A 13321-nucleotide genomic window follows, 5' to 3' on the forward strand; every position below is an offset into this window, starting at 1 on the left:
CGGCGACACCGACACCGACATCGAAGAACTGGCCAAGGCCCGCACGGCCGCGAGCATCGCCGCACTGGTCGCGGGCGTGCGGGGCGAGGTGGCAGGTCCCGGTCCCGCGGAGGCCGCCGGGGCCGGCCCCGCGGAGGGCACACCCGCCTCCGCCGAGCCCGTCGTCGTGGCGCCCAGGCGTCTCATGATGCGGGAGTTCGACCTCGTGCCCGCACAACCCGCGGCCGCCACCGACCAGTTGGTGGGGCGGATGTTCCTGCTGCTCGGTCGCGGACCGGTCGCGGAGGCGCTGACCGCACGGCTGACCGCGCACGGCGCCCACGCCGTGACCGCCGAGGAGCCGCCCGTCGGAACGAAGTTCGACGGTCTCTTCCACCTGGTCGCCCCGGACTCCCCACCCGTACTGCCGGACGCCTACCCCGCCTACCGGCAGGTGCTGGCCGGCCACCCGCGCTGGGTCCTGGCCGCGGGCGCCTCGGCGGGGCTGCGCGGCTTCTTCCGCTGCCTCGCGCGCGAGTACCCCGACACCGTGGCCCGGGTCGTCGAGCACACCCCCGGCACCGCGCCCGAGGATCTGGCCGCCGATCTCGTCGCCGAACTCACCGCCCCCGACCGGGAACCGGTCGTGCTGCGCTCGCCCGGAGCCCGGCGCGGACTGCGCATGACCGAGGAGGGCCTCGGCCTGCTCGGGAGCACCGGCGCGGGCCCGGCCGGGGACGGTGCGGCCGAGGCCGCCGCGCTCGGCCTCGACAGCACGTCGGTCGTCCTGCTGGTGGGCGGCGCCCGGGGCATCACCGCGCGGTTCGCCGCGACGCTGGCCGCCGCGAGCCGCTGCCGGATCGAGTTGTTCGGCCGCACGGCCCTGACCGCGGGCGAGGAGGACCCCGTCGTAGCCGCCGCGCACGGCGCGGGCGAACTGCGGTCCGCGCTCATCGCTGGCGGTCTGCGCGTCCCCGCCGAGATCGAGCGGGCGATCGGCCGGATCCAGGCGGAACGTGAGGTCCGCACCACGCTGCGCGGGCTCACCGCGCTCGGGTCCGAGGTCCGCTACCGCGCGGTGGACGCGCTGGACGGCGACGCCGTGCGCCGGGCGGTGAAGGAGATCCACGCCGAGCACGGCCGACTCGACGGTGTCGTCTACGCGGCCGGGGTGATCGAGGACAAGCTGATCGCGGAGAAGAACCCGGCGTCCTACGACCGGGTGTTCCGTACCAAGGTCGACGGTGCGCGGGAACTGCTCGACGCGGTGGGCGAGTTGCCCGACGGACCGCGCTTCGCCGTGCTGTTCGGCAGCATCGCCGCGACCCTCGGCAACCGCGGCCAGAGCGACTACGCCGCCGCCAACGACGCCCTGGAGTCCCTCGGCGCCCGCTGGGCGGCGTCCGGCGCGGGCCGCCGGGGCCTCACCGTCCACTGGGGCCCCTGGGCGCCGACCGGCGACGGCAACCACGGGATGGTCACCCCCGAGCTGATGCGGCACTACGCGGGGCGGGGCATCCGGCTCATCGACCCCGAGGAGGGCACGGGCAGCCTGCTGCGCGAGCTGGCGTGGGGGCCCGCGGCCGACACCGCCGTCGTCTACACCGCCTCGGGCTGGTGACCGGCGTGACGGACACCCGCGCCGAACCCGTCGCCATCGTCGGCATGGCGGTGCTCTTCCCGGGCGCCCCCGACCTCGCCGCGTACTGGCGCAACCTGGTCGCCGGCGTCGACGCGATCACCGACGTGCCCCCGGGCCGCTGGGACACCGACGAGTACTACGCACCCGGCGCGGAACCCCGCGCGGACCGCGTCTACTGCCGGCGCGGCGGCTTCGTCGACGAACTGGCCGAGCTGGACGTCACCGAGTTCGGGATCATGCCGGCGGCGGTGCCCGCCACCGAGCCAGACCAGCTCATCGCGCTGCGGGTGGCCGCGCAGGCCCTCGCCGACGCGGGCGGCGTGGACCGGCTGCCCGCGGACCGGCACCGGGTCGGCGTGGTGCTCGGCCGCGGTGGCTATCTCACCCCCGGCCTGGTCCGGCTCGACCAGCGGGTACGGACCGCGCGCCAGCTGGTGCGGACCCTGGGCGAGCTGCTGCCCGACCTCGACGCGGCCCAACTGGAGTCGGTGCGGCGCGCGTTCACCGACCGGCTCGGTCCGGAGGCACCGGAGTCGTCGATCGGTCTCGTGCCCAACCTCGCCGCTTCCAGGCTGGCGGGCCGGCTCGATCTGCGCGGCCCCGCCTACACCGTGGACGCGGCGTGCGCCTCCTCGCTCATCGCCGTCGACCACGCGGTGCGCGAACTCGGCAGCGGGCGCTGCGACGTGATGCTGGCCGGCGGGGTGCACCACTGCCACGACATCACCTTCTGGAGCGTGTTCAGCCAGCTCGGCGCGCTCTCCCCGAGCGAGCGCATCCGGCCCTTCCACAAGGACGCGGACGGGGTGCTGATCGGGGAGGGCACCGGGGTGGTCGTCCTCAAGCGGCTCGCCGACGCCGAGCGCGACGGCGACCGGGTCTACGCGGTGATCACCGGCACCGGCGTGGCCTCCGACGGACGGACCACCAGCCTGATGGCGCCCGACTCGGGAGGACAGGTCCGCGCGGTCCGCCAGGCCTGGGAGGCCGCCGGGCTCGACCCGGCGGCACCCGGCTCGATCGGCCTCCTGGAGGCGCACGGCACCGCCACCCCGGCCGGCGACGGCACCGAACTCGCCACCCTCGCCGAGGTGTTCGGACCGCCCCCGGGTGAGCGGGCCGACCGGGGACCCGCCGGTGAGCCGGCCGTCCCGGGGGCGGCCGGCGAGGGGGCGTTCCCGGCCGGGCCTTCCGAAGGAACCCCCCACGGGACCGCCGCAGCCCGCCCCGGCGGCCCCCTCGACCACCTCGCCGACGGCTCGTCCGCGGGGCCGTCCGCCGTCATCGGATCGGTGAAGTCGATGATCGGGCACACCATGCCCGCCGCGGGGATCGCCGGGCTGATCAAGGCCGCACTCGCCGTCCACCACGGGGTGCTGCCGCCCACCCTGCACTGCGACGAACCGCATCCCGCCCTGGCCCGCACCCGGTTCGCGCCCATCGGCGCCGCCCGCCCCTGGCACACCGACGACCGGCAGCCGGTGCGCCGGGCCGCCGTCAACGCCTTCGGCTTCGGCGGCATCAACGCGCACGTGGTGCTCGAACAGGCGGCGGCCCGCGAGCCGGTCACGGCCTGCGAGGTCCACGAGCCGGAACGGGTACTGCGGCTGACCGCGCCGACACCCGCGGCGATGGCCGCGCTCCTCGACCGCTCCGACTCCGCGCTGCTCGCCAGGGGCCTCGACGAACGGACCACCGCGCCCGCCGCCGATCCGGTGCGGCTCGCCGTGGTCGGGCCCACCGCGAAACGACTGGCGCTGGCCCGCAAGGCGGTCGCCAGGGGAAAGGGGTGGCGGGGCCGCAACGACGTGTGGTTCGCGCCGAGGCCGCTGCTCGGGCCGGGCGGCGGCGGGCTCGCGTTCGTCTTCCCCGGTCTGGAGGCCGAGTTCGCGCCCAACTCCGGGGACGTGGCCGCCCACTTCGGGCTCGAGTGGTCCACGGCCGTCACCGGCGCGACCGTGGGGCACGTGGGCCGGCAGGGCACCGGTGTCTTCGAGCTCGGTCGGCTCCTGGACGCGGCGCTGCGCCGGCTCGGCGTGGTTCCGGACGCCCTCGCCGGGCACAGCCTCGGCGAGTGGACGGCGATGGCCGTCGCCGGGATCCATCCGCCCGACGAGGTCGACGCCTTCCTCGCCGACTTCGACCCGGACGCGCTGAGCGTGCCCGGACTGGCGTTCGCCGCGATCGGCGCGCCCGCCGGTCAGGTGCTGGCGGAACTGGCCGGCCGTACGGACGTGGTCCTCTCCCACGACAACGCCCCCAACCAGTCGATGATCTGCGGCCCCGAGCCCGCCGTCGCCGCACTCGTCGGCGTGTTCCGCTCGCGGGCGGTGGTCTCGCAGATCCTGCCGTTCCGCTCCGGGTTCCACACCCCGATGCTGGAGCCCTACCTCGACCCGATCAGAAAGGCGTCCGAGGCCTACACCCTGCGCCCGGCCGCGCTGCCGCTGTGGTCGGCGACGACGGTCGCGCCGTACCCGGACGAACCGGCCGCGATCCGCGAGCTGTTCGTCCGCCACCTGCTGGAGCCGGTCCGCTTCCGGCCGTTGGTGGACGCCATGTACGCGGCGGGCTTCCGCGCCTTCGTCCAGCTCGGCGCCGGTCAGCTCGGCTCCCTCATCGGCGACACCCTGCACGGCCGTGACCACCTGGTGGTCCCCGCGCACTCCCCGCACCGCCCGGGTCTGCCCCAACTGCACCGTGTGGCGAGCGCGTTGTGGGCGGACGGGGCGGCCCCGGACGTCGCGCCGCTGCTCGGCGGGCCGCCGAGGACCGCCCCCGCCACGGCCCGCTCCGGTCGCCGGGCGCCCCGGCCGGTCCGGCTCGACCTCGGCGGTGCGAACGTGTCCCTGGACGCGGCGACCCGCGACCGGCTGGCCGCCGAGCTGGCCCCGTACCGCACCCCGGCCGCGGCGCCCGCGCACACCGGTGTCCTGGCCGAACAGGGGCCGCTCGGGGCCGAGTTGTCGGCGCTGCTGCGGGACGTGACGGCGCTCGCCTCGGACGTGGTGGCGGCGGGCCGCACGGCACGCCCCGGGTCCTCGCCCGCCGCCCGGGACACCGGCGCACCGGCCCCACGCACGAGCGCCCCGCTCCCGGGGCCCCGGCCGCTCGAAGCGACCCTGCGCGTCTCGGTCGACACCATGCCGTACCTCCTCGACCACTGCTTCTTCAGACAGCCCGCCCAGGCCGACCCCGCCGACAGATGGCCGGTGGTCCCCGGCACCACCGTGATCGCCCACCTCATGGAGCACGCCGAGCGGGCCGCCCCCGGCCGCCGTGCCGTCGCCGTCCGGGACGTACGGCTGCACCAGTGGGTCACGGCCGTCCCGGCGGTCGACATCCCCGTACGGATCGTGCCCGAGGGCCCGGACCGGGTGACCGCCTCGCTCGGCCCCTACGCCCGGGCCGGCGTCGAACTCGCCATGGAATACGGGACGTTCCCTCCCGCCCGGCGCTGGACCTTTCCCACGGCCGAGGAGGAGAGTCCCGCGCTCACCGCCGCGGAGCTCTACACGCGCCGCTGGATGTTCCACGGTCCCCTCTTCCAGGGCCTGAGCGAACTGACCGCGGTGGGCGACCGGCACGTACGCGGAGTGCTCGTCACACCGCCCGCGCCCGGTGCCCTGCTGGACAACGTGGGACAGCTCCTCGGCTACTGGATCATGTCCCGGCTGCCGGTGCGCACCACGGTGTTCCCGGTGGGCATGAAGGAGATCCGCTTCCACGGCCCGCATCCCGCACCCGGTGAGCGGCTGGAGTGCCTGATCCGGATCACGTCCGTCACCGACAGCGCCCTCGAAGCCGATATGCAACTGGTCCGTCAGGGCAGGGTGTGGGCCGAGTTCAGCGGCTGGCAGGACCGCCGCTTCGACAGCAACCCGTGGATCCGCGCGGTCGACCGGGAGCCCGAGCGGTACACGCTGTCGCGGATGCAGCCCGGCGGCTGGGCCCTGCTCCACGAGGAGTGGCCCGACCTGGCCACCCGTGAGCTGATCATGCGGAACATCCTGGCGGGCGAGGAACGCGAGCAGTACGCGGCGCACGCACCGCGCGGCCGCCGGCAGTGGCTGCTCGGCAGGATCGCCGTCAAGGACGCGGTGCGGCACCTGCTGTGGGACCGTGGCACCGGCCCCGTCTACCCCGCCGAGATAAGGGTGGGCAACGAGCCGACCGGCCGCCCCCGCGTGACCGGCGGCTACGGCAGGACGCTGCCGCCGTTGCACGTCTCGATCGCCCACCGGGGGACGACCGCCGTGGCGATGGCCAGGACGGACGGGCCCTGCGGGATCGACATCGAGGCAGTGACCGACCGCCCCGCCGCCACCCTCGCCGTCGCCCTCACCACCCGCGAGCGCGAACTGCTCGGGGCACTCGTCCGGCAGACCGCCGCGGCCGACCCCGGACACGGGGACGAGGACAGGACCGAGCGCGAGCCCGGGATCGGCGCCGGAGCCGAGAGGCTCTGGTTCACCCGCTTCTGGGCCGCCAAGGAGGCCGTCGCGAAGGCCCGCGGCACCGGACTGGGCGGAGAGCCCAAGCGGTTCGAGGTCACCGCGGCGGACGCCACCCTTCTGACCGTCCGCGCCGCGGGCGAGGACCACCGCGTGCGGTACCGCGCGCTGACCGCCCCCCAGCCGTCCGCGGGGCCAGGCACGGACTACGTCGTGGCCTGGACGGCCGTCAACGACCAGGAGAGCGAAGATGACCACTGAACTCGAAGGCCCCCGCGCGGACGACCGGCCGGCACAGAGCCCGGCGCCGGACACGGCGACCGTCCTCGCGGACATCTCGGCCATCTTGCGCGTCGTGCTGGAGGAGTACGGGCTCGACGACTTCGAGATCACCATGGAGACGTCCTTCCACGACGACCTGGAACTGGAGAGCATCGATCTCGTCACCCTCTCCGCCCGACTGCGCGAGTTCTACGGCGAGCGCGTCAACTTCGCCGCCTTCATCGCCGACCGCGGGCTGGAGGAGATCATCGAGCTGACCGTCGGCGATCTCGCCGGCCATGTGGTGGACACGCTCGCCGTCGCGGAGGTGCGCTGACCGTGGCGACACTCCGGGTGAACGGCATCGACGTCCACGTCCAGCGGCTGGGGCACGACCCCGATGTCCCGCGTCCGGTCGTGGTGCTCATCCACGGCCTGCTCATCGACAGCCTCGCCAGCTACTACTTCAGCCTCGCGCCGCGGCTCGCCGAGGAGGGCATGGACGTCGTCATGTACGACCTGCGCGGACACGGCAGGACGTCCCGGCCGCCGACCGGCTACCGGATGGAGGACTTCGTCCGCGACCTCGACGAACTCCTCGACGCCCTGGCGGTCGAGGGACCGGTACGGCTGGTCGGCAACTCCTTCGGCGGCGCCGTCGCCTACGCCATGGCCGCCGCGCACCCCGGACGGGTCGCCGGTGTCGTCGCGATCGAGGCCGAGCCTCCGGCCCGCGCCTGGGCGGAGAACATGTACGAGGGTCTCGTCGGGGAGCAGGGCGGCCAGGTCGTCCAGGAGGTCACCGAGTGGCTGCGGGAGAACCCGGGCGAGCGCAACGCCCGGCCGTTCCGGGCGGCGGGCAGGGTGCTCGACGAGACCGCGCTCGCCCGGGAGATCCCGCTGAGCGCTCTCCTCGACGAGGACCTGTCCGCGATCCGCTGCCCGGTCCTCGCCGTCTTCGGCGGCGCGTCCAAGCTCAGCGCGCAGACCGGGATGCTGGAGACCTCGCTCACCGACTGCCGTACGGTCGTGCTGCCCGACCGCGGCCACTCGGTGCTGGTGGAGGCCACCGAGGAGACGTACGTCCTCGTACGGGACTGGCTGCTGCGCCCGCAGGCGCACGCGCTGCGGGAGGCCCGCTAGATGGGCAGGTTCCTGTTCGTGGTGCCACCGCTGGTCGGGCACGTGAACCCGGCCGTCGGCACCGCGGCGGCGCTCGCGGCCCGCGGCCACGACGTCGCCTGGGCGGGCCGTCCGGACCTGCTCCGGAGCCTCGCGGGGTCCGGCGCCGTCGTCCACCCGTGCGCGCTCCCCGGCGACGTGCCGCCCCGGCCCGCCGGCCTGAAGGGCCCGGCCGCCTTCCGTTTCCTCTGGGAGAGCTTCCTCGTCCCGCTGGCCGAGGCCATGGCCCCGGGGGTGCGTACGGCGATCGGGGCGTACGACCCGGATGTCGTTGTCTGCGACCAGCAGGCGGTGGCGGGCGCGCTGGTCGCCGAGTCGCTCGGGCGGACCTGGGTGACGTCGGCCACCACCTCCGCCGAACTGGTCGACCCGCTGGCCGCCCTGCCCAAGGTGGCCGCCTGGCTCGACGAGTTGCTCGCGGGGCTGCGCGACAGGGTCGGCGGCGCCGCGGGCGGGACGGATCCGCGGTTCTCGCCGCACGGCGTGCTCGCGTACACCACGCGCGCGCTGCTCGGTCCGGCCGAACTCCCCGACCGGGTCTGGCTGGTGGGTCCTTCCGTCGCCGCCCGGCCGGCCGGCGGCGACTTCCCCTGGGAGTGGCTGGACCGCTCGGGGCCGCCCACCGTCCTGGTCAGTCTCGGCACCGCCAACAACGACGCCGGCGCCCGCTTCCTGAACGCGGCCGCAGAGGCGCTGGGCGCGATGGCCGACCGGGTGCGGGCCGTCCTCGTCGATCCCGGCGGACTCGTCGGGGGCCGGCTCCCCGACCACCTCCTCGTACGCCCGCACGTCCCTCAACTCGCCCTGCTGGAGAGGCTCGACGCCGTCGTCTGTCACGCCGGGCACAACACCGTGTGCGAGGCGCTGTGGCACGGTGTCCCGCTGGTCGTGGCGCCGATCCGGGACGACCAGCCGATCGTGGCCGGCCAGGTCGTGGACGCGGGCGCCGGGGTGCGGCTGCGGTTCGGACGCGCGGACGCGGCGAGGATCGGCGCCGCCGTCGACGCCGTGCTCGATCCGGCGCGGGGCCACCGCAAGGCCGCCGAGGCCGTCGGGGAGTCCTTCCGGGCGGCGGGCGGCAGCGCATCCGCCGCGGACCGCCTCGAAGCGGTGGCCGCCGGGGCCTCCAGGGCTGCCGGGGCTGCCAGGGCTGCCGAGGCCACCGGGGCCGCCGGGACCACGGAGCCCGCCGGAAGCCACGGCAGCAACGGCAGCGACAGCAGCGACAGCAGCGACAGCAGCGACAGCAGCAACGACGGTGAGGTGCGCGTCTCGTGACCGCCGGGAACCCGCCCGCCACTCCCCCGGGCTCGCTGTCCGCCCTCGTCCGCCACGCGAGGCCGCACTGGCGCGTGCTGCTGTTCTCCCTGTTCCTCACCCTGCTGGCCGGCGTGTCGGGGCTGGCGCAGCCGAAGTTCGCGCAGACGATCCTGGACCGGTTGGACGACGGCGGCAGCGTCGCCGCCCCGGTCGCGCTGCTCGCCGCCCTCCTGGTCGCGGGCGCCCTGCTCACCGGCCTCAACGCCTGGCTCCAGCAACGCACTTCGGAGCGCGTGGTCCGGCAGGTGCGGCGCGGTCTCGTGCACCGGCTGATCCGGCTGCGGGTCTGCGAGCTGGACCGGAGGACGCCGGGTGACCTCATCGCCCGCGTCACCTCCGACAGCACCCTGCTCAAGAGCGCCGCCACCGAGGGCCTGATCATGACGGTCAACGGCGTGCTGACCTTCGCCGGGGCGCTGTTCATGATGGCGACGCTCGACGCGCGCCTGCTCGGTGTGACCCTGCTGGTACTGACCCTGGTCGCGGTCGTGATCACCGTCGTACTGCCCCGGATCAAGGCCGCCGTGGCCCGCTCCCAGGCGTCCGTCGGCGCGGTCGGGGCCGTCCTCGACCGTACCCTCGGCGCGGCCCGCACGGTCAAGGCGAACGGCGCCGAGGGCCGCGAGACGCGCGCCGCCGAGGAGGCGTACGCGGCCGGGCTGGCCGGCGCCCGCTACGGCGCCCTCGTCGCCATGGTCGGCGGCGCCGCCATCCAGACGGCGTTCCTGGTCGTCCTGGGCGTGGGGGGCACCTTCGTCGCGAACGGGACGATGTCGGTCTCCGAACTGATCGCCTTCCTGCTGTACGTGTTCTTCCTGGCGAGCCCGGTCTCGCAACTGGTCGGCGGGGCCGCCCAGCTCCAGCAGGGACTGGGCGCGGTGGGCAGGATCCAGGAGGTGTACGGACTGCCGGCCGAGGACGACATCGAGACACCGCCCGGCTCCGTCCCGGACCACGCCGTCGGGCCCGCCGTCGAGCTGAGCGGGGTCGAGTTCGCCTACCCGGGCCGCGCGCCCGCCCTGCGCGGTGTCGGCTTCACCGTCCCCGCCGGCACCCGGACCGCGCTCGTCGGTCTGTCGGGCGCCGGCAAGACCACTCTCTTCTCGCTCCTCCAGCGCTTCTACGAACCGACCGCGGGCACCATCAGGATCGGCGGCGAGGACATCTCCACGCTGCCGCGCGCGGAGGTGCGGCGCCGGATCGCGTACGTCGAGCAGGACTCCCCCGTGCTGGCCGGCACGCTCCGCGAGAACCTGGTGTACGCGGCACCGTCGGCGACCTCACGGCAGCTGGCGGAGGTGCTGGCCCTGACCCGTCTCGACGCTCTGGTCGCGCGTCTGCCCCAAGGTCTGGAGACGCCGGTCGGCCCGCGCGGGGTGACCTTGTCGGGCGGTGAACGCCAGCGCCTCGCGATCGCCCGCGCCCTGCTGCGCCGCCCTCAGGTGCTGCTGCTCGACGAGGCGACGGCCCAGCTCGACGCCCGCAACGAACAGGCCCTGGGCGAGCTCGTCGCGCGCGCTGCGGGCCGGTGCACGGTGCTGCTGATCGCCCACCGGCTGTCCACGGTCACCGACGCCGACCAGATCGTGGTCCTGGAACACGGTGAGGTCCGCGCCGTGGGCACTCACGACTCGCTGGTCGACGACGACACGCTCTACCGCGAACTGGCCGCCACCCAGTTGCGGGCGGCCGAGCCCCCGGCGCGTCCGCCGGCCGGTCCGGTCGGCGCGACGTCAGCCGGTACGTAGGCGGGCGCATCGGCGGCGAAGGCCCCGGGGCGGGCTGACCCACCCCGCTATAAATGGGGTGTATAGACCCTCTATATAGTCGCGGTATGCCTTTTCTGACCAGGAAGACGAAGAGATCGCGCCCCGGGTTCCGCCCGGCGGCCGCGTTCGTGACAGCCGCCGCACTCGCCCTGCCGCTGGCGGGGTGCACGACCGTCCACACCACCGCACCGGCGGCCGTCCGGGCGCAGACCGCGTCCGACGGCGAGGCGGCCGGACGGTTCGGGACCGTGGACTGCCGTGCGGCCAAGTGCATCGCGCTGACCTTCGACGCCGGGCCCAGCGAGCACTCGGCCAGGCTGCTGGACATCCTCAAGGAGAAGAAGGTCCCGGCCACCTTCTTCCTGCTCGGCAAGAGGCACATCGAGAAGTACCCGGAACTGGTCAAGCGGATGGCCGCCGAGGGGCACGAGGTCGCCAGCCACACCTGGGACCACAAGATCCTCACGCAGATCGGACCCGACGAGATACGCGCGGAGCTTCGACGGCCGAACGACGCGATAGAGAAGCTCACCGGGCGCCGGCCCACGCTCATGCGGCCGCCGCAGGGGCGGACCGACGACACCGTGCAGAAGATCTGCCGGGAGATGGGCCTCTCCGAGGTGCTGTGGAGCGTGACCGCCAAGGACTACAAGACGTACGACCCCAAGGTGATACAGGAGCGCGTCCTGAAGCAGTCGACCCGGGACGGGATCATCCTGCTGCACGACCTCTACCCGGGCACCGTGCCCGCGGTGCCCGGGATCATCGACGCGCTCAAGGAGCGGGGGTACGTGTTCGTGACCGTGCCCCAGCTGCTGGCGCCCGGGAAGCCGAAGCCCGGCACGGTCTACCGGCCCTGACGCGACCCCGGCCGGGCCCGTACCGAACGCGACGGGAACCGGAGCGGCGGTCAGAAGACGACGGTCCATCCCTCACGCCCGGCCTGCTGGGCCGTGTACGAGACACCGTGGACCTTGAGGCCCCCCGCGTCGAGCAGGGTGATCCGGCCGCCTTGGTTGCCCAGCTGTACGCCGTCCGTGAGCGGGACCACCAGACACGCGCCGGGGGCGAGCGGGCCGGGCGGCACCGCGCAGCCGTGGTCGAGCCGGTCGGCGAGGCGCCAGCCGGTGAGGTCGAGCGGATCGGGCGAGGCGTTGAGGAGCGTGACGGTCTCGGACTCGGGGGCCGGGCCCCGCGGGTTGACCAGGGCCGCCAGGATGCGAGCCGGCCCGCCGTCCGGATCGGGACGGGAGCCGTCCACGGGGAGGGTGTGCCCGGTGATGTCGTCGGTGTGCCAGGCCTGGCTCTGGAAGGCGAGGAAGATGCCGACCCACCGGGACTGTGCCGGGAAGTGGAGGAGCAGCCCGCCGTCCTGCCAGACGCCGTCGTCGCCCTGGAAGCGCGCGCTGTTGCCCTGGTTCATATGGATGTCGTGGACGCCGTTTCCGGGCAGGAAGCCGAAGACCTTGTCGCGGACGGCGGGCTCGGGCCCGAAGCGCTCGCCGAACACGTACGTCCGGGCGGCCGGATCGGCCACCGCGCGCTGGACGTAGTGGTCGAGCAGGTCGGCCAGGTCGTTGTCGGGGCCCTGCGCGTCCGGGGGCAGCGAACGCATCGCCGCCGGGTCGAAGAGGTTGCCGCGCACGAAGTCCAGGTTCGGGCCGCCCGGCCCCGGCGGCAGTGTGTTCCAGCCGGACGCCAGGCCCTCCAGGTGTGCCGTGAGGGGGTGCTGGAGGTCGTCGGCGACCAGGTAGAGCAGCTCGGAGGGCTCCTCCTGGGACCGCACGTTGACCGCTGCCCGGTAGTGCGTCCCCTGATCGTCCGTCAGGTGGATCTGGTAGTGCGGGGTGTCGGTGGAGCCCTCGCGTCGGACGTCGACCGCCCGGGTGATCAGTACGCCGTAGGCCTTCAGTGGCATGTCGGTCAACTCCCCCTGGATGCGGTGCGGTTGGCCGTGCTATGGGGGAATGGTAGGACCGTGGCGCGCCCTTTCGTCCGGCTGCGCGAGAATTCGTCCGGCGTCCGGCCGCCTACGATCGCCCCGTGGTCCTCTTCCTGCTGGAACGCGTGTCCCCGACTTCCCCCGCCGAGACCTGGCGGCGCCTCACCGACTGGCCCCGGCACGCGGAGGTCGTGCCGCTGACCCGGGTCACCGTGGTCACCTCGCCGCCGACGCGCGAGGGCACGGTGTTCGTCGCCCGGTCGGGGGTGGGGCCGGTGGCGTTCGACGACCCGATGGAGGTCGTGACGTGGCAGCCGCCCCGCGGGGAGGACGCGGGCCGGTGCCGGCTGGTCAAGCACGGCACGTTCGTCACGGGCTGGGCCGAGATCGAGGTGCGTCCGGCGGTGGACGGGGGTTCGCGGGTGCTGTGGCGCGAGGATCTGCGGGTGCGAGGGCTGCCCGGGATCTGCGACCGGCCGCTGGCACGGGCGGGCCGGTGGATGTTCGGGCGGGCGGTGGACGGGCTGTTGCGCGAGCCCGTCCCGCGGCGGCCCCCGGAGCCGCCGTCGCCGTGACCGCCCTCTCCGTCACGGGTCCGTCCGTGACCGCCCTCTCCGTCACAGGTCTGCCCGTGACCGCCCTCTCCATCACGGGTCTGTCCGTGACCGCCCTCTCCATCACGGGTCCGTCCGTGACCGCCCTCTCCATCACGGGTCCGTCCGTGACCGCCCTCTCCGTCACGAGTCTGCCCGTGACGGCCGCCGCCGAGACC

At 74.5% G+C, this 13321-nt stretch carries 7 protein-coding genes and 2 pseudogenes; 8 read left to right on the plus strand and 1 reads right to left on the minus strand.

The genetic code is table 11. The features are described 5' to 3' along the window. The 7 genes and pseudogenes from ACFVTC_RS36010 to ACFVTC_RS36040 form a co-directional block, all read left to right on the plus strand. A partial coding sequence (locus tag ACFVTC_RS36010) for an SDR family NAD(P)-dependent oxidoreductase (RefSeq protein ID WP_390132930.1) occupies positions 1–1600 on the plus strand: 1600 nt, incomplete at its 5' end. Between the two features lie 17 nt (positions 1601–1617). Continuing rightward, positions 1618–6336: pseudogene (locus ACFVTC_RS36015) on the plus strand (beta-ketoacyl synthase N-terminal-like domain-containing protein); the annotation flags it as partial. After that, complete coding sequence (locus tag ACFVTC_RS36020) at positions 6326–6673, plus strand: acyl carrier protein (RefSeq protein WP_390132932.1); 348 nt, start codon at positions 6326–6328, stop codon at positions 6671–6673. The pseudogene ACFVTC_RS36015 and the gene ACFVTC_RS36020, both read left to right, overlap by 11 nt. 2 nt (positions 6674–6675) lie before the next feature. Then, on the plus strand, positions 6676–7479 hold the full coding sequence (locus ACFVTC_RS36025; RefSeq protein WP_390132934.1) for an alpha/beta fold hydrolase: 804 nt from the start codon (positions 6676–6678) through the stop codon (positions 7477–7479). Beyond that, the gene (locus ACFVTC_RS36030) at positions 7480–8796 is read left to right on the plus strand and encodes a glycosyltransferase (protein ID WP_390132936.1); all 1317 of its coding nucleotides are present in this window, start codon (positions 7480–7482) and stop codon (positions 8794–8796) included. A 2-nt stretch (positions 8797–8798) separates the two neighbouring features. Next, a pseudogene (locus ACFVTC_RS36035) lies at positions 8799–10586 on the plus strand (ABC transporter ATP-binding protein); the annotation flags it as partial. Positions 10587–10672: 86 nt separating this feature from the next. Further along, complete coding sequence (locus ACFVTC_RS36040) at positions 10673–11467, plus strand: polysaccharide deacetylase family protein (protein ID WP_390132938.1); 795 nt, start codon at positions 10673–10675, stop codon at positions 11465–11467. Between the two features lie 50 nt (positions 11468–11517). Here the strand turns inward: ACFVTC_RS36040 and ACFVTC_RS36045 are convergent, their stop codons facing one another. Next, positions 11518–12525: a DUF2278 family protein gene (locus tag ACFVTC_RS36045; RefSeq protein ID WP_390132940.1), complete on the minus strand. Its 1008-nt coding sequence runs from the start codon at positions 12523–12525 to the stop codon at positions 11518–11520. A gap of 125 nt (positions 12526–12650) precedes the next feature. Here ACFVTC_RS36045 and ACFVTC_RS36050 point away from each other — a divergent pair, with 125 nt between their 5' ends. After that, positions 12651–13124, plus strand: coding sequence for an SRPBCC family protein (locus ACFVTC_RS36050; protein WP_390132942.1), 474 nt, complete (start codon positions 12651–12653; stop codon positions 13122–13124). The last annotated feature ends 197 nt before the right edge of the window (positions 13125–13321 follow it).

Origin of the sequence: Streptomyces sp. NPDC057950 (assembly GCF_042887295.1) — a bacterium.
GTDB classification, from domain to species: domain Bacteria; phylum Actinomycetota; class Actinomycetes; order Streptomycetales; family Streptomycetaceae; genus Streptomyces; species Streptomyces kaempferi.